The 21,063-nt window shown below is 44.3% G+C and carries 7 protein-coding genes and 1 tRNA gene; 2 read left to right on the top strand and 6 right to left on the bottom strand.

Going from position 1 to position 21,063, the window contains the following annotated elements:
• The first annotated feature begins 114 nt into the window (after positions 1 to 114).
• Together AAFP14_RS07735 and AAFP14_RS07730 are read left to right on the top strand one after the other, a co-directional pair.
• The gene (locus tag AAFP14_RS07735) at positions 115 to 1,161 is read left to right on the top strand and encodes a M42 family metallopeptidase (RefSeq protein WP_341731706.1); all 1,047 of its coding nucleotides are present in this window, start codon (positions 115 to 117) and stop codon (positions 1,159 to 1,161) included.
• Between the two features lie 92 nt (positions 1,162 to 1,253).
• A tRNA-Glu gene (locus AAFP14_RS07730) sits at positions 1,254 to 1,326 on the top strand.
• 94 nt (positions 1,327 to 1,420) lie between these two features.
• Here the strand turns inward: AAFP14_RS07730 and AAFP14_RS07725 are convergent.
• The 6 genes from AAFP14_RS07725 to AAFP14_RS07700 form a co-directional block, all read right to left on the bottom strand.
• On the bottom strand, positions 1,421 to 3,952 hold the full coding sequence (locus AAFP14_RS07725; protein WP_341731705.1) for an adenylate/guanylate cyclase domain-containing protein: 2,532 nt from the start codon (positions 3,950 to 3,952) through the stop codon (positions 1,421 to 1,423).
• A 90-nt stretch (positions 3,953 to 4,042) separates the two neighbouring features.
• Positions 4,043 to 5,185 (bottom strand): hybrid sensor histidine kinase/response regulator, encoded by a 1,143-nt coding sequence (locus AAFP14_RS07720; RefSeq protein WP_341731704.1) that lies wholly within the window; start codon positions 5,183 to 5,185, stop codon positions 4,043 to 4,045.
• Between the two features lie 122 nt (positions 5,186 to 5,307).
• Positions 5,308 to 7,155: a putative bifunctional diguanylate cyclase/phosphodiesterase gene (locus tag AAFP14_RS07715; RefSeq protein ID WP_341731703.1), complete on the bottom strand. Its 1,848-nt coding sequence runs from the start codon at positions 7,153 to 7,155 to the stop codon at positions 5,308 to 5,310.
• Positions 7,152 to 9,983, bottom strand: a complete 2,832-nt coding sequence (locus AAFP14_RS07710; protein ID WP_341731702.1) for a response regulator — start codon at positions 9,981 to 9,983, stop codon at positions 7,152 to 7,154. Before AAFP14_RS07710 ends, AAFP14_RS07715 begins: the two co-directional genes overlap by 4 nt.
• Entirely contained in the window at positions 9,980 to 15,094 is a 5,115-nt protein-coding gene (locus AAFP14_RS07705; RefSeq protein WP_341731701.1) for a PAS domain S-box protein, read from the bottom strand. Before AAFP14_RS07705 ends, AAFP14_RS07710 begins: the two co-directional genes overlap by 4 nt.
• Before the next feature lie 7 nt (positions 15,095 to 15,101).
• On the bottom strand, positions 15,102 to 20,981 hold the full coding sequence (locus tag AAFP14_RS07700; protein WP_341731700.1) for a PAS domain S-box protein: 5,880 nt from the start codon (positions 20,979 to 20,981) through the stop codon (positions 15,102 to 15,104).
• Between the last annotated feature and the right edge of the window lie 82 nt (positions 20,982 to 21,063).

Here is a 21,063-nt window from a genome sequence, read left to right as displayed (position 1 = left end):
TGATTGTTGATTGCTGCTTCGATACTAATAAACTTAAATTAAAAACTAGAATCTAGATAAGTGCACCTAGCATTATTGTATATTAACCTGCGCTAGCCAACCAGAAAATCAACAATGCTACAGTTCGATCGACTTTTTCAAACCATCGCAGAATTAGTGATGCTATACTCCCCCAGCGGCGTGGAATCAGAAATTAATGACGGGTTAATGGAAAAATTTGCAGCCCTGGGAGTGAATGCTTGGATCGATCGCGCGGATAATGTCATCGCCCTAATTCCGGGGCGCAATCGGCAAAAGTCGATCGCCATTACCGCCCACAAAGACGAAATTGGGGCGATTGTCAAAACCATCGGTAGCCAGGGGCGAGTGGAAGTTCGCAAATTAGGGGGCGCGTTTCCGTGGGTTTACGGCGAAGGCGTTGTCGATTTGTTGGGCGACAACCAAACAATTAGCGGCATTCTCAGCTTCGGAAGCCGTCACGTCTCCCACGAATCCCCTCAAAAAGCTCAACAGGAGGATGTTTCCCTCAAGTGGGAAGATGCGTGGATCGAAACTAAGTGTACTACTGAGGAATTAGCGGAGGCGGGAGTTCGGCCCGGAACGCGGATGGTGGTGTCCAAGCACCGCAAACAGCCGATCCGCTTGAAGGATTGGATCGGGAGTTATACCCTGGATAACAAGGCTTCTGTGGCGATTTTGCTGGGTTTGGCGGAATGTTTGACCGAGCCTGCGGTGAATGTTTATTTGGTGGCTTCGGCGAAGGAGGAGGTTGGGGCGATCGGGGCTTTGTATTTCTCGCAGCGGCAGCCCTTGGATGCGCTGATTGCTTTGGAAATTTGCCCGCTGGCTCCAGAATACCCGATCGCCGACGGCGAAAATCCAGTGTTGCTGGTTCAGGACGGCTATGGGATTTATGATGAAGGGTTGAATGGGGAATTGCGCGTGGCGGCAGATCGGGCTGGTGTCCAGGTGCAGTTGGCAGCGATTAGCGGTTTTGGTAGTGATGCTTCCATCGCCATGAAGTTCGGCCATGTGGCCCGTGCCGCTTGTTTGGCCTTCCCTACCCAGAACACCCACGGCTTTGAGATTGCTCATCTGGGGGCGATCGACAATTGTGCTCGGATTCTGAAAGCTTACTGTGACGAGCTTTCCGACGATTGACCCACAAGTTTAAAAAAAAATTCTGAAAGTGGTTGACAAATCGAGGAAGATTAGTTAAGGTAATAAAGGTGCGGAACACAAGCAAACAACGCGCCCCCATCGTCTAGAGGCCTAGGACACATCCCTTTCACGGATGCGACGGGGATTCGAATTCCCCTGGGGGTATTGAAAATCTAACTCCGATATCAAAACGATATCAAGCAACCGAGGGGTGGGCAATAAGCCCCCCCTTCTTGCTATGAGCAAGACAGGAAAATTCTCAGAATTGTTGTTGGCAGCGATCGAGATAAATTGCAGCCACCCCATCCGCCGGATTTCGCAGCACACAATCCTCAAACAGTTGTGCCGCCTCAGTAAACCTTTCCTGATTGTACAAGATCCAGGCTCTTTCAAAAGCGGTTTTGGCGATCGCCTTAGCCTCCCGCACCTCCGGTAAATCCGCATTAAACACCTCATACACAGTCACCAACTCCGACTTACCTTTCACCTGAACTCGATCGATTAGCCGAATATCATAATTACTAGGAATTGTCAACGCTGAAAAAGTATGATGACTAATTAACAGCGAAACTCCATAATTTTTGGTCAATCCTTCCAGACGAGATGCCAAATTCACAGCATCACTAATCACAGTTCCATCCATCCGATTTTCCCCGCCCACAGTACCCAACATCAAAGAACCAGTATTAATTCCAATCCCAATTTTAATCGGCGCATAACCTCCTTCTTTCCTGATTAAATTGTATTCTCCCACACTTTCTAGCATTGCAATTCCTGCTTTCACCGCATCATCCGCACTACCGCTAAACAAAGCCATAATCCCATCACCAATATATTTATCAATAAACCCATTACTCGCAGTAATACAAGGCTCCATCCGAATCAAATAATCATTGATAAACTTAAAATTATCTTGAGGTGTCATGCTCTCCGACAGCGCTGTGAAGTCCCGAATATCCGCAAAAAGCACCGACATTTTTTGCTGTACGTTGTCCCCCAATTTCACATCAACAATACTTTCGTATCCCAGTAAATGTAAAAATTGATGTGGCACAAACCTACCGTAGGCATCGGTTAGTTCAAATTCCGCATCCAGGGCTTTTTTTAAGTTGCGATTCAGTTGCGATAGTTCAGAAGTAAACTTTTCTCGCTCTGCTTCAATTTTTCGCCGTTCCGAAATGTCCTGAAATGCGATAATTGTATAGGAGATATTGCCTTGGTTGTCAAAAATCGGAGTTCCCCAAGCTTCGATGGGAATCACCTTGTCGGCGCGGTGAATTTCTATATTGTCAGCGTTAGCATACTCTCCCCTCAATAGTTTCGGAATCGTAAAAATTTCTAAGTTATAATTTTGCTTAGTTCCTGCAATATAAATTTGATAATTTTGGACTAATTCCTCAATTGTATCTCCGGCTAAAACTCCTTGACCAAGTAACTGTTGGGCTACCTGATTGGCGTAGTAGGGTTGACCGTTGGCATCGGTGACAAACACGCCGACAGGCATTGCTTCTAGCAATTGGGAGAGTCGGCTTTCGCTTTCACGTAACTGGGATTCCACTTGCAACAAAGCGGCATTTTTCACTTCCAAGCTATCGGTATAATTTTGGATTCTTTCAATCATTTTATTGAAAGTATCTGCCAAATTTCCCAGTTCATCTCTCGATTCTATGGGAACTCTAATATTTAAGTTTCCTGCTTTGAATTGGGCAATTCTTTGAGTCAAAACAATAATCGGTTTAGCTAAGATTCGTGCTAAAATAATCCCGACGAGGGTGACAATGCTAGCAATAATTAGAGATAATATGAGTGCGGTGCGGGTTTGGGCTTCTATGGGGGCGAGAAATACTGACTGTGGCTGTACAAATAGGACGTACCAGGGGAGATTGTGTAAAGGTGCGATCGCCACTGCACTCAGTTGATTGTCTGTGGATGTTAATCGCAACCTTAAAAAAGGTCGATCGACAGCACTGTCTAAACCCTGTTTTAATTCGGGCAAATTAGTGGACAATTCGTCCAGAGGTAACTCCGGCAACCTTCTCTCGGCTTGCAATTTTTTCACCAAATCCGGTGGGAGAGGAACTACGGATTTGAAAATTAATTCCGGTTCCGTACCGTGGGCTAACCGAATATAATTTTCGTCTAGTAAAATAGCAAAGGATTTTTGACCGGCTAAACCAGTTTGTCGGGCGATGGACTGATCCAACACAGTCGCATTATATGATACTCGCAACAACCCCACCGCAACTCCTTGGCTGTTGCGAACTAAATTGCTAAAATAAATGTTAACTAAACCTGGTTTTTTGGCGGAAAGTCGCAAATTTGAAACATAGGGTAAACCGGTGTTCAAGGGTTGTTGAAAGTAATCGCGGTTCGATTCATCTTTCCCGATATCCTCAGTATAAGTGTCTAATACATTTTGACCTTTGATGTCTAGCAGTGCATAGGAAAATATATTCACAGTATCTCGACGGCTGAGACTATGTAAAGTCTCTTCAACTACTTTTTTTTCCTCACTTTCAGCCCTAGACTCTGGGGGTAAACTCAAGTATTTTGAGAGTCCTGGTAACAGGGCTGCGACGCGGACATCGTTGAGATTGACGGTGATAAAAGTGTCGATGGTGACAGCGGTTTGGGAGGCGATCGCAAATAGAGATTGTTCCGCATTCTTGGTTAATATTTGTTCAGTGGCGTGTTTGTCGATCGCCGCTAGCAACATTAGTGGAATTAGCGCCACTATTAAAAAGGAGACGATCAACTTTTTGCGTAAAGTATAAAGTTTTGGCAGTCGCAAAATTTGTAAGATTAGTGTAGAAAAGATGGACCCAGCAAAAAAGTTGAGAACTTAAATGTTTGGCGGTTGCTATATCATCACCAAACAAAACTATTCAGAAATGCTAGGCAATTTAATATGAGCTGTGGTCTCTTCATGGTATACACTGGAAAGATAAAATTGTCCCCCGGATATATCTATGATTTTTTTGACTATTTTTAATCCTAGTCCTAAACCTTGTTGCTCATAGGTACGGCGTTCAAATTGCATAAACGCTCCGATTTTGGAAATCTGTTCCTCTGTCATTCCCCGGCCGCGATCGGATATGGATAGATGAAATGCTCCCTTAATTAATTGACTACTTACCTTCACCGGTGTTAAAGGTGTAGAAAATTTCAAAGCATTTTCTAACAATTCATCTACCATCCACTTCAAATTTTCCTCAGACACGGGGATATCTATATCTTCTAGCTCGCAAATCAAGTCATTTTGGCGATCGACTTTTTTGGCCTGTTCCCTCGCACAATTTTCTATGACTGATTTAGTAGAAGTGACTTCATTATTAGTCGAAATTTTATCCATAGGCATTTGGCTAGTCATCAGTTCTAGCTTGATATAGATCAAAAACTTTTTCGTCAGCCTATCTAGTCTCAGAGCCGACTGTTGAGCTAATAGTAAAAGTTCATGAATTTCTTCATCACTCATGTCTTCACGATCGTCGATCAACAATCCAATCACTCCGAAAATACCGTTTAAGGGTGTGTTCAATTCATGAGGTAAACTGGAAGCTAAGTTACCGCTTAATTCATTCAGATTTTTTTGTAATAGGTCGATCGTACTTTCTTGGACTTTGGAAAGACTGCGGATTTTGTCATATTGTTGCTTGAGTCGCAACATGGAATGAACCCTAGCACGGAGTTCCAGACCACTGACGGGCTTGCTGATAAAATCATCGGCACCAGCCTTGATACATCGAGCCAGGTCTTCTTTGGCGCTCAAAGCTGTCACCATGATGATGGGAACACCCTCCCATTGGGGCTGGGCTTTAATCCGCTGACAGACTTCCATACCATCCAAGTCTGGCATCATCACATCCATCAAGATCACATCCGGCTGGAATACATCCAGGGAGTTGAGGGCGACTTGACCATTGGAAGCATAGTGCAAATCATATCCGCGATCGCTCAACAGCGCTTCAATCACATCAAAATTATCGGGTTCGTCATCAACTACTAGAATAGAGGGCTGATTCATTGGTGCTGCTCCTTTTGGGGTGAATATTACTGAATTGCCACTGCTAATTAGGTTAACCTAATTAGGGCTTGCTGAATAAGGATCGATTTTTCCGTTGAGTTCTCTAAATCTTCAAGCTGCGATTAACCAGCTAATTTAAAAATGTTTTCATCTTGATTATTCAAAAATTTTATTTCAATTTCTTGAGCTGATAAGGGCTTAGAAAATAAATATCCTTGACCAAATTCACAGCCAAGTTCCTGCAACCATTTAAGTTGTTGTCCTGTTTCTATACCTTCAGCCACAACGGCTAATCCCAGTTGATTGCTCAAAGCAATAATCGTACTCACCACCTGATAATTACGGTTGCCTTCCTGCATCTGATTCACAAAAGAGCGGTCGATTTTTAAATTATCCGCAGGCAAGCGATGGAGATAATTTAGCGATGAATATCCCGTCCCAAAGTCATCTATGCTAATCTGAATTTGGCGGGCTTTTAATTGGGTCAATAAATCTATAGTTTTTGTGATATTTTCAATCAGCATACTCTCGGTAATTTCCAGAGTAATATAACTGCCATCTAAACCGGTTGCAGCAATGGTACGGTCGATTTCCTGAATCAACAGAGGTTTACGCAGGTCTTGAGCGGAAAGATTAATACTGACCTTCAAGGGAAATCGACTAGGAAACTGATTTTGCCAGCGAGCTAATTGTTTGCAAGCAGTGTGCAATACCCAACTATCTAGCGGTACAATCAACCCCGTTTCTTCTGCAATAGGAACAAAGTCTAGGGGAGAAATGAAACCACGAGTGGGATGTTGCCAACGTACCAAAGCCTCAAACCCCACCAGCCGATCGCCTCTGATGTCAACAATTGGCTGATAGTACACAATAAACTCTTCTCGTTCGATCGCCCTACGGAGATCGTTTTCCAGAGTTAGCCTGTTGACAGCTTGAGTGTGCATGGTGGCATCAAAAATTTTGTAAGAATTTCTGCCTTGAGCCTTAGCCCGATACATGGCAATATCCGCATCTCGAATCAAATCCGAGGCTTGATAGTAATTTTTATGCCCTAAAACAATGCCGATACTAGCACTGATAAACATTTCGTAGCCATTAATCGTGAGGGGGTTTTGAAATTCTTTTTGAATCCGCTCAGTAATTTGAATAACTTCTTCAATACCGGCCACATCTTCCAGCAAAATTACAAATTCATCACCACCAAGTCGAGCGATTAAATCCGCCTCCCGCAGATAGTTTTTGAGGTTTTGAGCAATATTCGTGAGTAATAGGTCTCCAGCTAAGTGTCCTAAGCTGTCATTGATTACTTTAAAGCGATCGAGGTCGAGAAACAAGACAGCATAAAAATAGTCTTTCAATCGCATAGCTCGATTAATCGCTAATTCGAGCCGCTCCACCAACAGAGTCCGATTTGGCAAATCTGTCAAGGGATCGTGCAAGGCATTGTGTATAATCAGTTCTGCCTTTGCCTTAAGTTCCGTGGTTCGTTCTGCAACCTGTTGTTCCAATTCCGTATTGCGATGCTTGAGGAAATAGAGTTTTTCAGCTTCTAAGATTGCTTGCCGCCTCAAAGAAGCTTGCAAGTCATCGTAGTGTTGTTTAATGCGCAGCATGGAGTTGACTCTGGCGCGCAGTTCCAGACCACTGACGGGTTTGCTAATAAAATCATCAGCACCAGCCTTGAGACATCGCGCCAAGTCTTCTTTAGCACTTAAGGCTGTGACTATGATGATCGGAACCGACTCCCATTGTGGCAAAGCTTTAATCCGCTGACAGACTTCAATACCATCCAAATCTGGCATCATCACATCCATCAAGATCACATCGGGTCGGAATACGTCTAGGGAGTCGATCGCAAATTGACCGCTAGAAGCATAGTACAAATCATATTCCCGATCGCTCAACAGCGCTTGAATCACATCAAAATTATCGGGTTCATCGTCAACTACTAAAACAGATGGTTGATTCATTTCCTACTATCCTGTGCTTCTAACAATAGTTGAATTGTGCTGGCCAATTGCTTGAGTTTAACCGGCTTAGTGAGATAATCACTAGCCCCAGCTTCTAGACATCGTTCGCGATCGCCCGTCATGGCCAATGCCGTCAAGGCGATAATCGGAATATGCGCAAATTGGCGATCGCTGCGGATCAGCCTCATTGCCTCAAGACCGTCCATTTCCGGCATTTGGACATCCATTAAAATTAAATCAGGAACTTGGGCCTTAGTGGCGGCGATCGCCTCTAAACCATTGTTCGCCAAAACAATCCGATATCCTTTCGCCTCCAAGTAACTAGAAAGCGTACTTATATTAGCTTCATTATCTTCTGCCAACAGGATTAGTGGAGACAGTTGTGTAACAGTCTCGCTGGGCATAGGTTCCGAGGGTGAAGCACTCAGATGCTGAGATACAGGAAGGGGTAAATCCCCACAGGGCAAATTGAAACTAAAACAACTACCAACACCTAATTCACTCTGGACAGCCACATTTCCTCCGTGCATTTCCACTATTTGTTTAACCAGAGAAAGACCCAAACCAGTCCCCGTGTATTGACGGTTTAAAGCACTGTCAATTTGCACAAAAGGATGAAAAAGTTTTTTAAGATTTTCGGGTTTAATACCGATACCAGTATCAATCACCGCAAACCGAATTAAACTGGGTATATTTCGATCTACCGCCAATGTTGCTTGGGGTGTGGGTGGTTCTAATCTCACATCCAAGCTAACGCTACCTTTTTCAGGAGTAAACTTAATTGCATTATTGAGCAAATTGATCAAAACTTGTCGAATCCGCCGTTCATCCACCATCAAAATTGGCAGATTAGGTGCAATATGTAACTGAATCTGAATGCGTTTTTGCAAAGCTTGTTGTTTCACAAACGGCAAACTAGATTGGCACAACTGACTGACAGTGACTGGGCTGCAATTTAATTCAATTTGTCCCGCTTCAATTTTTGCCAAATCCAGGATATCGTTAATTAATTCCAGTAGATGAGTGCCACTGTTTTCAACTGTTTGCAAAGCCCGCAATTGTTGCTCGTTAATCTTGCCAAAAACCTGTTCTTGCAATGCCTCTGTCATCCCCAAAATTGCATTCAGGGGAGTACGGAGTTCGTGGCTCATATTGGCCAAAAATTCATCTTTGAGCCTGGTGGCGCGGGCTAATTCCTGATTAGTTTCCTGCAACTGGGCATAAAGCTCAGATTGATGAATAGCAGCCAGTTCATCAGCTTTTCGCAAAATAATTTCCACGATCGCACTTCGGACTTCCATCGCGGCCTCAATCTCCCATGGTTTCCAAGGAAGCGACTTAAGGCGAACAGTTTGTTGCCACAGCTCAAAGGATTTCCGAGGAAACAGCGTCAGACTCCCATCTGCTTCCACCTGATTCGGTTTATAGGGATTCCCAGCCCAATTAACCAATTGTAAGATCTCAGGTCGAAACCACAATACGTAATTCCTCTGAACTTTAGTAATACAAAGAGCCAGTAAACCACTACCCACATCCTGAAACTCCGTCGCCTGGGGATATAACGAAGCTAAAGAATCGGTAACAAAAATATCCCGCTCGAAGCGATCGCCCAACCAATCGATCAAATCCTGCAACTCGGCTACTGGGGGTGTATCACCCACAGTCACCAGTTGACTTTCGGCACAAATTGCCGCACCCCTAGCACCCACAAGTGCCAATAAATTGTCTGCGTTTCTTACCAATTCTTCCGTAATCTCCCCAGCCTGGGCAAGACTTTTAATCAATTGCGACTGTACCGACTTTACTGACATTTTGTAATCCATATCTTCCTGAGCTTCTTTAGATGCCAATTCCAGAGACATTACCTGAGCAACAAACTCGCAGATAGTTCTAATTTCATAGGGAATAAATCGGGCGGTTTCATGGTGACAGGCAATTAAACCCCAGAGTTTGCCATCCTCAATTAGTGAAATTGACATGGAAGCTCCCACACCCATATTTTGGAGATATTCAATATGGATAGGAGAAACACTTCGTAATACACTAAGGCTTAAGTCAAGGGGTTGATTGTCTGTCGTTTTCCCGGACTGGGCGATCGCCCCTGCATCCAGCCTCAAAATACCGACAGGCTGATAATTGATGTCGGGGATTAATCGCAATAGATTAATCGTATAGAGACGTTTAGCCTGCCGAGGAATATCAGATTGAGGGTAATGTAACCCCAGATAGGATTCCATCTCATCGAGTTTTTCTTCGGCAATCACTTCGCCGGCACCATTAGCATCAAACTTATAAACCATCACCCGGTCAAACTCAATCAGTTTTCTCACTTCTTTGGTGATTATCTGACACATTTCTGTGAGGTTGGCAGCCTTTTGCATCTGACTGAGAATGCCTTTAGTTATTTGGAACAATCCGTTAAAACTTGACCGATCGGTATTATCTCCCGGCTCTAGCTCTAGGATGACGGAATTCTCTCCTAGCCGATGAATTATGGCGTTAAATAAAGTTTTATTAAGTTGTTTTTTGACAAACAATTTTATCGTAATTGCTGTTTTACAATCTCGCTCAATCCAATATTTAATATTTTCTAAATCTGCTTGATTTAACAAGGTTTCCCAAGATTTCCCTAAGAGTTCATAGGGACTTATTCCCAGCAGCAATTCTGTATTAGCACTCACCTGTTCGATGGTAAAATCTGGCAGAGAAAATACTATCAGAATCCCGTGGGGTTGAATAGCATTAGGAATTTCGATCGGTTCGCGATCGCAATTAGTCAAGTCAACTGTTTCTTCGACTGAAATTCCTGAGTTATAAAGTTTTTTCATTGATTAAGCTCTTTAGTTGCTAATAATTCATGAATGGCATTTGCTAGTTGCTTTAATTTCACTGGCTTAGTGAGATAGTTGTTCGCCCCAGCTTCCAGACATCGTTCTCCATCACCAGTCATCGCCAATGCAGTCAAGGCGATAATCAGAATATGGGCACATTGGCGATCGCTGCGAATCTGCTTAATCGCCTCAAAACCATCCATTCCCGGCATTTGGATATCCATCAAAATCAAGTCGGGAAGAGATGATTTAGTGACGGCGATCGCCTCTGCACCATTTTTCGCCACCACAATCCGATACCCTTTAGCCATCAGATAGCCAGAAATGGTACTGATATTTGCTTCATTATCTTCTGCCAATAGGATTAGTCGGGATGTTTCAGACTCTTTTTGGCCCTCCATCGGTGCTGATTTCTCAATCGGAGATTGAGAAATCAGCATCGGCAAATTGCCAGCCGGTAAGTCAAAACTAAAACAACTACCCACGCCCACCTCACTCGTCACCGAAACTGTTCCCCCATGCTTTTCCACCATCCGCTTCACCAGAGACAAACCCAAACCAGTACCCATGTACTGACGATTCAGAGCACTATCAATTTGCACAAAAGGCTGAAACAACTTCTGAATATTTTCCGCTGTGATACCGATCCCTGTATCACTCACTGCAAACCGAATTGAACTGGATCTAGTGGGAGAATTTGGGAGTGGGGGGACCATGGCGGTTTGTGCGATTGTCACCTCCAAAGTCACGCTGCCACCTTCGGGAGTAAATTTAATCGCATTATTGAGCAAATTAATCAAAACTTGTCGGATGCGACGTTCATCGACTAATAATTCGGGGAGGCGATCGGGAATTTTTACCTGAAGTTGAATCCTTTTTTGTAAAGCTTGCTGTTTCACCAAAGTTAAACTGGACTGACACAAACTATCAATGGCCGTCAGACTACAATTTAGTTCGATTTGTCCCGATTCTATTTTGGCAAGGTCGAGGATATCATTGATTAATGATAAAAGATGAGTGCCACTATGTTCAATAGTTTGCAAAGCCCGTATTTGTCCCTCGTTAATCGAGCCAAATATGTTCTCCTGCAAAGCCTCCGTCATTCCCAAAATCGCATTCAGAGGCGTGCGTAATTCGTGGCTCATATTCGCCAAAAATTCATCCTTGAGACGAGTAGCGCGAGCTAGTTCTTGGTTAGAAATAGCCAGTTTTTGATTGGTTTCAGTAAGTCTGGCTTCTGCTTGCTTGCGATCGCTAATATCATAATTAATCCCAATCATCCGTTGGGGTTCTCCTTGGGAGTTGCGCTGAATCAGGGCGTAGGCTTTGATAAATTTCACCGTACCATCGGGCCACACCACGCGAAATTCCGTATCAAAATCTCTGATTCCAGCCCGTGATTCCTCGCTCACAGTCCGCGTCGCCAGGATATCATCGGGATGTATGCCCGCTTCCCAGGCTTGATAAGCACCGCCAAAATCCGAGGCTGTGACGCCATAGAGTTCGTACATTCGATCGTCCCAGATCAGGCGATCGTTGACAATATCCCAATCCCAAATCCCAATTTGACCCGACTTCAGCGCCAATTCCAACCTGTCTGACAAACTGGACAACTGCTCTTGGGCACGCTTGCGATCGCTAATATCAGTGCGGATAGCCAAGTATTGAAAAGGTTTACCGTCCGCATCCAGGTAAGGCACAATCGTAGTATCAATCCAGTAGAAACTACCATCCTTTGCCCGGTTGAGAATCTCGCCCCGCCAGATTTCCCCATTCCGTAGAGTTCGCCACATTTCCTCAAAAAATTCAGGAGAATGATGGCCAGCATTCAACAGCCGATAGGTATTCCCGATCAACTCCCCTAGACTATATTGAAAAATCTCGCAGAATCGATCGTTAACATAGGTAATTTTGCCCTCAGCATCAGTAATTGCCACAATTGCTGACTCATCCAAGGCATATTTAAAGTCGGATAATTCCTTGAGACTATCCTTAAGTCTGGCTTCAGCTTGTTTGCGTTCCGTAATATTCCGAAAAATTCCCCGCATCGCGATGGGTTTACCATTTTCCAACCGACAATTGACATTTCCTTCAACTACAATTGTCCTACGATCTTTCGTCAAAAACTTAAGTTCAATACTGGTGCAAGGTACGCCATCAAATAGCTGTTCCATCATGACTTGGCACTTAACCAAACTGTCTGGATGGATGATTTCAAACAAAAACAACTCCTGTAGATCGGCATCGGTATAGCCCAGAGTTTCTTTCCAGGCAGAATTCACAAACAAAATTTGCCCTAGGGGGGAAACGCTTTGAATCAAATCCGTAGCATTGTCAAATAAATCATACAATTGAGCTTCCCGTTCTTGGAGTTCCACAGTGCGCTCTGCCACCCTCGCTTCTAGAGATTGGTTCAGTTGCACTAGGTCTGCTTCTGCCTGCTTGCGATCGGTAATATTCATACTCGTACCCACAATCCGATAAATGCGATCGCTATTATCTCGAATTGGAGTCAACGTCGTAATCCACCAAGTAGTTTTCCCCTTAAAATTCAGACATTCTTCATAGCAAATAGGAAATCCAGACTGAACGCAATCGGCATAGCGTTTTCGGATTTCTGGCAAGGGCTTTTTGCCTCGCACATCAGCAGTTAATGTCTGAGTTAAACGCTCGCAGGCAGGGTTGAATTCGAGAAAATAAAATTCTCCATCCGGCAAAACATCCACAGTAAAAACTGCCTGTTCTATGCCTTCATAAATGCTGCGTAAAAACTGCTCTTTTTCCCGCAAAGATTCTTCAGCCAGTTTGAGTTCGGTCAAATCGCGGGCGTTGACTGTCACGCCAGAAATCGTGCCGTCTGGGGATCTATAGGGCCCGTAGCTGACACTGATAAACCGGGGTTCCGGGTGATTAAACTCATAAACCCATGCTTCATATTGTTGAATTTCTCCCCCAAGACATCGATCGAGATAGGGCTTCATAATCGTTTGGAACATGGTTTCGCCGTGCAAATCAGCCACCGAATGTCCGACTATTTCCTCCCAAGACTTGCCACTACGCTCTAAATAAGTGCCGTTAACCAGCCGATAAATATAATTACGATCGACTAAAGCAATGCGATCGGGTGTCGTAGAAACAATCCCCTCATACTGTCGCAGAAACGTCTCATTAGCTTTGCGATCGCTAATATCCTCTGCTACCCCAGAAATCTGCACCACCGTTCCCGAATCATCCTTAATCGTAAAGCCCCGATCGCGAATCCAGCGCACAGAACCATCAGGCCGCACAATCCGGTACTCCACCTCATAATGGTTTGTGGATAATAATTGCATAAACTCCCTGCTGACATACTCGCGATCGTCAGGGTGGAGAGCTTCTAGCCATCCCAGAAAGTTTTGATAAAGCGGTTCAGCAGCACGCCCCCAGATTTTTTCATAACCCGAACTAATATAAATTGCTCTCCCAAGTTGCGGATCTGCTAACCAAAATACATCCTCAATAGTTTCAGTAATCAAACGGTAATTTTCTTGACTCTTGCGTAACAGCAATTCCGTCTGTCGTCTTTCTGCTAGTTCTTCTTGTAGCTGAGTGTGCAGTTCTGCTTGCTGAATGGCGATCGCCAATTGCACAGCTATCTCCTCCAACAAACTCAGATCGTTAGGATACCAAGCACGATAGCTTTCGCAGTGATGCCCGATTAACAATCCCCACAACTTTTCCGACACCAAAATTGGTACTACTAGATTAGATTTTACCTGATATTGCTCTAACAATTGCACATGACATGGTGTATAGCCAGCCGTATAAATATTATTAACAGCAATAGTTTTTCCGCTTTGATAAATAACTTCAGCCCTTTCTTTAAAACAAGAATCATTTATGCGATCGTTAATAGAAGTGCGCCAAATAGCCTCCACCGACTCTGCCACTACCACACCAGTCCAATCCGGTTCAAACCGATAGATTAAAAGTCGATCGCACTGCAAAAACTCTCGTACCGCCTTCACCGCCGTATCCAAAATCTCCGGCAAATCTAAAGAAGCTCGAATCTGCGAAGCGATGGTGACAATTAGTTTTTCCCGCCTCACCGTTGTGGCGAGTGCAGCCGTTCGCTCCTCTACTTGGCGCTCTAATTCGACGGTGCGATTCTCCAACAATGCTATTTGGTCCGCCTCCAATTTCGATACCTTATTATCTAAAACCTCAGCTAATTTATAAAGTTCCAGGGGATTCAAAACTTGCAAAATACTTGTCTGAGTGACAATACCCAAAAGTTCACCAAACACCCCTGTCACCGCCAATCTGCGGACTAACCGCTGTTCCATAATCTGCTGCACATCCCACAGAGAATCATCAGGCTTCACCGTAAAAATCGGCGTACTCATCACCGAGTGGGCTTGACAAGTTTCCAGGTTTAAATTTAAGGCTTGAAATTGGACGAGATCGCGCTCAGTGACAATGCCAATCGGGATTTGCTGTTGTGGGCGATCGCCTCCTGTGTGTTGTGCTTCCACAATCATGACGGAACTAACTCGATTTTGGGCCATCAATTGAGCGATAGTGAGCATAGAAACATCCGCGCTAGCACAAATTATTTCCGTCGCCATCACTTCAGAAACCAGCCGTATTCGCAACAAGTCAATGGGGCGCGACGCTTTCCGCAAACTCTCGTGAGTCACAAGTCCCACCAATTGATTTTCGTCGTCTAGAATCGGCAAATGGCGAATATGATGTTGCTGAACCAGATTTACCGCCACAAACAAATCTGTGAACACAGATTCGCGCATAGTCACCACCTCAGATGCCATCACTGTGGTAATATTCATACGTTCTAAACAGCAATTTTTCGCAGTGAGTCGAACAATATCCCGTTCTGTGACAATTCCCAACAACTGCCGACCTTCCACAACCAAAACGCAACTCGATCGCGCTTCTATAGACAATTCATCTCCTTGGATATCCGCGCTTTGGGAAGCCGAACAAAGGGTACGAACACCGCTCATTTTGGCGATCGCCTCCATTACCGTCGTATCGGGTGAAACTGTCAGTGGATTGCGGATGATGGCCGATTTTAATTCAGTTTGTGTCAGGGCGGTGGTAGATGTCATATCGATTTTAAATTTGGTATTTTAGAGATGATGCTAATAGATCCTGAATGGTGCTAACTAATTGCTTTAATTTTACAGGCTTAGTCAAATAGTGATTCGCCCCAGCTTGTAGACATCGTTCCCCATCGCGCGCCATCGCCAATGTAGTCAAGACAATAATCGGAATATTCGCAAATTGGCGATCGCTGCGGATTTGCCCAATCGCATCCACAGCATCCATTCCCGGCATCTGAATATCCATCATCATTAAGTCAGGAATCGATGATTTAGTGAGGGCGATCGCCTCGGCAATATTTCTCGCCACCAACATCTGATATCCCTTAGCTTTTAAGTAGCCAGAAATTGTATTAACATTCGCTGGATTATCATCCACCAACAATAGCAAAGGCGAAGTTGTTACTGCAACCTTTTCCCTCAAATTATCTTCCAAATTAGGCCTTTTTGCATCCCCCGACTCAGAAACCAGCAGGGGCAAATTGCCTGCGGGGATATCGAAACTAAAACAACTACCCACACCAACCTCACTCGTCACCAAAACTGTTCCCCCGTGCATAGATACCATCCGCTTCACTAGAGACAAGCCCAAACCAGTACCCATATACTGACGATTTAATGCACTATCGATTTGCACAAAAGGCTGAAACAACTTCTGAATATTTTCCGCTGTGATACCGATCCCTGTATCCCTCACTGCAAACCGAATAGAACTTGCTGTAGTTGGATAATTTGCCTGTGTTGGTAATATTTCGCTTGGTTCGATTGTCACCTCCAAAATCACACTCCCACCTTCAGGAGTAAACTTAATCGCATTATTGAGCAAGTTAATCAAAACTTGTCTAATCCGACGTTCATCCACCACTATTTCTGGGAGGTTAGCGGGAATTTTTACCTGAAGTTGAATCCTTTTTTGTAAAGCTTGCTGTTTCACCAAAGTCAAACTAGACTGACACAAACTATCAACGGCTGTGGGACTACAATTTAATTCTACCTGTCCCGATTCTATTTTGGCAAGATCGAGAATATCATTGATTAAGGACAACAGATGATTCCCACTATGCTCAACAGTTTGCAAAGCTCGTATTTGTCGCTCGTTAATCGCACCAAAAATCTCATCCTGCAAAGCCTCTGTCATCCCCAAAATAGCGTTTAGGGGAGTTCGCAATTCATGGCTCATGTTCGCCAGAAATTCATCCTTGAGACGAGTAGCGCGGGCAAGTTCTTGATTAGAAATAGCCAACTGTTGATTAATTTCAGTAAGTTTTGTTTCTGCTTGTTGCCGTTCCTGTAACTCCGTTTGCAACTGGTCAAAAAGATTTGCCTGCTGAATGCCGATCGCCAATTGGTTGGCAATTTGCTTAACTAAATTAATCTCCGACTCTCTCCAATAGCGGGGTCTAGAACATTGATGGATGCACAACAATCCCCACAAATTCGATCCATCTAATAATGGCACTGCCAGATTCGCCCGCACCTGGAATTGTGCCAAAATATTGATGTGACATTCTGTCAGTCCAGAATCATAAATGTCACTGACTTTCTGAATTCTACCCTGGTGATAGTAAACAGCGTACTGTTCGCCGAAGCAATGATCGTGAATTTTAGTCGCCATCACAGAATCAAATCCTGCTACCACAGATTCCGCCACAAACTCACCTTCATTAAAGTTAGAAGTGGAAGCAAATTGAAAAATGCCCACTCGATCGGCATCAATTAAATGACGAGTATCCTCCGTAGCCCTGGCAAAAATAGTTTGTAAATCCAGGGAATCACGGATACGTTGAGTTATTTCCCTCAGCAAAGATTCCATTTTCACTTGTCTGTGAATCACCAAATCTTTGGCTTGTCTTTCTTTTAGCTCTAATTGCAATTGTTGATACAAATTAGATTGTTGAATAGCGATGGATAATTGGTTGGAAAGTTGTTTCATCAAATCAATTTCCCAGTTTTGCCAGTCACGAGAATCCTCGCACTGATGAGCGATTAATAATCCCCAAAGTTCCTGTTTATCCACAATGGGTAGTACCAGTTTTGCCCTGACTTTGATTTGTCTTAAAAAATCTACTAAACAAGGCAAAATAGACCCCGTTTCCCGATCGCTCAAAGCAAAAATTCTGCCATCTAAGTATCGCTGATAATTTTCTTTAGGGAAAATCTCTTCTGGGAAATTTATATTCAGAAGTTTCAGCCAATGGGGTGCAACGGATTCCGCAATCGCCGCCCCCGTACCACTGGGATAGACACGATAGATCAAAACTCTGTCTACCTTCAGAATCTGGCGCACTTCTGCAACTGCTGTATTCAGAATCTCTTTGAGATTCAGAGAAGCCCGTATCCGCTGAGTGATGAAGGTGAGGATGCGTTCCTGTTCTGCTTGTTGTTCCAACCGAATTTCTGCTAATTTGCGATGGGTAATATCCTGAAAAGTACCAAGTAATCCGACTATTTCGCCCTTGATGTTTCGCAGAGGAATCTTATTAATTTCTAGCCAAATTGTCGAACCGTCAGCCTGAAGCATTGTCTTGATAATTCCCAGTTGAGCTACACCTGATTCCATGACTTCTGCATCATCAGTGCGGTGAAACACTGCTTCCCTTAGTCCCCAGTCAAAATCCTCATCAGTCTTGCCTAAAATTTCCTCTGGAGACGCTAAACCACCCACCTGGGAAAAATATAGATTGCAACCTAAAAAAACAAATTCTCGATTCTTCCAAAATACTCCCAGGGGAAAAGTATTGAGAACTGTTTGCAAAAATTGCTTGGATTCGCGCAAAGCTTCTTCTGCTAAGAAGCGCTCGGTAATATCCTGTCCCAGACCAATGCTAGAACCGTTAGACAAACGAATTTGAGACCAGCTAGTAATCAACTTTCGCCCGTCGCGCACCTGAGTTTCAAAATCTTGCCAACTAGAATCAGCCCGAATCATGTGAGCGACTACCTTGCGATAATCATCAACATTGGGATAGCAGGATGCTAGAACATCAATTTGGTTGTATTCTTCCTGGTGCCAACCAATTAGCCGCTCCATTTCCGGGTTAATCATCACAGTTTCCCCAGTGGCTGAAAACAAACCAATCATGAGGGGAATGCGATCGAAAATAGTTTGAAGTGTTTCCTTCTGTTGGCGCAACTGTTCTTCAGCTAATTTGCGATCGCTAATATCCCGTAAAATTCCCTGAAATTGAATCACCATACCTTCAGCATTTTTGAGCGGTGTGGCGTTGCACAGTACCCAAATATAACCCCCATCCTGGTGCAGATGTCGGAATTCCTGAGCCTGCAACTTTTCAGAAGTGACAACCATCCGCTGAGCATCAGCTACAACCCAATCGCGATCGTCTGGATGAACCAGCAGACTAAAAGATTGACCAATCCATGCTTCTGGTTCCCAACCAAAGAGTATTTTGAATTGTGGTGACAAGTAAGTTAATTTACCCTCTCGATCGCAAGACCAAATCAAATCATCAATCCCTTCCACCAAGCAGCGAAATTTTTCCTCACTCTTGGCTAACTCAGTTTCTGCCAGTTTGCGATCGCTAATATCCATCACAATGCCAAACAATCGGACAAGCTGACCCTCAGCATTGTAAACCGTTTGTCCCTTAGCAAAAATCCAACCTAGGGAGCCATCAGAGCGGATAATTTGCTGGTCGATTTCGTAGTGTTTACCACCTAGTTGAATAACTCCTTTGATGGTTTTACGATGATAGGCCCAGTCTGAGGGATGGAAATGCTGTCTGAGTTGCTCAAAAGTAAGTTCCTGATGATGAATCTCCAATCCCAAAATCTCGAAAATCTCAGGAGAACCAGTAATCTTGGACTCGGCAAAATCAATTTCCCAATGGCCAAGACGAGCAATGTGTTGAGCTTCCTGTAGGCGAGATTCACTGCGATGTACTTCTAGCGTCCGTTGTTCTACCCTTTGTTCTAATTCTTGATTGAGTTGGGACAGTGCTTCTTCCGCCCGTTTGCGATCGCTAATATCAGTAATTGTGCCGATATAACCCACAATCTGCCCGTCTTCGTCTCTTTCTGCCGATGCTTGCCCAAACACCCAACTGAAAGTACCATCCGATCGCCCAAAGCGATACTCTAACTTAAAAGGGCGATGTTCTTGGGCGGATTGATACCACTCGGCGCTAATCCTGTCCCGATCCTCTGGATACAAGCCTTGAATCCAACCCTTACCCAATGCTTCATCGGATGTAAGTCCAGCAATTTCACACCAGCGATCGTTGACAAACAAGCAATTACCGCTAGTATCCGTGCGGAAAATCCCCACGGGAGCAGATTGCGCCAAAGCCGCAAAACGTTTTTCGCTTTCTCGCAAATGGGCCTCCACCCGTTGTCTTTCTGCCAACTCGCTTTGTACCTGTTGGTAAGCCGTTCCCTGTTGAATGGCAATTTCTAGTTGTGTAGCCAACTGTTGCAGGAGAGTAATTTCTGTTGTCTGCCAGTGGCGGGGGGTCCGGCTTTCGGCGACACAAAGCAAGCCCCAGAGGGTTTCTGCTTGGAAAATGGGTACTAAAATTTTGGCTCTAATTTCCAAATCTTCTAATAGTTGACGGTGGCAATCGCTGATTGGGGCCGTGTAGATATCGTCTACTACTCGAATCACTCCGGTGCGCCATTTTCCCCGCCAATCCAAACAATTGTCGTGAATATATTTGCTTTGATTTGCTATTTGCTTATCTGCGACGGATTCTACAACGACAATCACGCTAGCATCTGCTTGAAACTGCCAGATATCAGCCCGATCGCAATTTAAGAGCGATCGCACTTCGGTTACTGTGGTATTGAGGATTTCTGTTAAATCTAGGGAGGCTCGAATCTGGGAAGCGATGGTAGCAATCAGTTGTTTTTGCTCTGATTCTGCCTTCAGGGTAGCGGTGCGATTCTCCACTTGCTGCTCTAGTTCAATATTCCGATTTTCCAGCAGTGCTACTTTTTCTGCTTCTAGTCGTAACACCTTTTTTTCTAAAATTTCTGCTAATTTATATACTTCTATCGGGTTGAGCGCCTGCAAAATACTCGTCTGAGTTATAATTCCCAACAATTCACCTGCTTTGCCAGTAACCGCCAATCTGCGGACTAACCGTTGTTCCATGATCTGCTGCACAGTCCACAGAGAATCTTCTGAACTCACCGCAAAAATCGGGGTGCTCATCACAGATTTTGCCAGACAGGTTTCTAAGTTTAGATTTAAAGCCTGAAATTGTACGATGTCGCGCTCAGTCACAATCCCGATGGGAATTTGCTGTTTTTGGCGATCGCTTCCTATCTGTTCTTCGACAATCATCACCGAACTGACTCGATTTTGGGCCATCAATTCGGCGATGTTCATCATTGAAACATCAGGATTGGCGCAAATCACTTCAGAGGTCATCACTTCTACTACCAGGCGCAATCGTAACAAATCTACGGGGCGCGATGTTTGTCGCAAACTTTCGTGGGTCAACATTCCCACCACTCGATTTTGGTCGTCGAGCACTGGCAAGTGGCGAATCTGATATTGCTGAAGCAGATTCAGCGCCAAAAATAAATCGGTGAAGGCAGATACGCCGATAGTGACCACCCCAGATGTCATTGCCTCACGGATCGGAACGCTATCTAAGGAACGTTTTTGGGTACTGAGGCGCACAATATCTCGTTCTGTGAGAATTCCCAGCAACTGACGATCTTGGACAATTAAGACGCAGCTCGATCTCGCCTCTACATGGAGCTCGTCAAGTTGGCTATCGGCGGTTTTAGAGGTTGAGCAAATGGTACGGACGCCGCTCATCTGGGCGATCGCTTCCATCACTGTGATATCCGGTGCAACCATCAGCGGATTGAGGACGATCGCGGATGTTAGTTCGGCTGGCGTCAGGGCTGTGGCAGGTGTCAGCATTTTTCAAGGAAACTGTGCTTTAACCAATTATTACAGAATTGACAGTCCCCGGTCTAAAGATACGGAGATTTTTAAGACTTTT

The sequence above is a fragment of the Microcoleus sp. EPA2 genome, from assembly GCA_020882975.1.
In the GTDB taxonomy this organism is placed as follows: domain Bacteria; phylum Cyanobacteriota; class Cyanobacteriia; order Cyanobacteriales; family Microcoleaceae; genus Microcoleus.
The sequence above is the reverse complement of the archived record's forward strand: the minus strand, read 5'-3'. Positions and strand labels throughout refer to the sequence as shown.

Coding starts and splice junctions, on each gene's coding strand:
- AAFP14_RS07735 (WP_341731706.1), top strand. CDS start 115: ATGCTACAGTTCGATCGACTTTTTCAAACCATCGCAGAATTAGTGATG.
- AAFP14_RS07720 (WP_341731704.1), bottom strand. CDS start 5,185: ATGAATCAGCCCTCTATTCTAGTAGTTGATGACGAACCCGATAATTTT.
- AAFP14_RS07715 (WP_341731703.1), bottom strand. CDS start 7,155: ATGAATCAACCATCTGTTTTAGTAGTTGACGATGAACCCGATAATTTT.
- AAFP14_RS07710 (WP_341731702.1), bottom strand. CDS start 9,983: ATGAAAAAACTTTATAACTCAGGAATTTCAGTCGAAGAAACAGTTGAC.
- AAFP14_RS07705 (WP_341731701.1), bottom strand. CDS start 15,094: ATGACATCTACCACCGCCCTGACACAAACTGAATTAAAATCGGCCATC.
- AAFP14_RS07700 (WP_341731700.1), bottom strand. CDS start 20,981: ATGCTGACACCTGCCACAGCCCTGACGCCAGCCGAACTAACATCCGCG.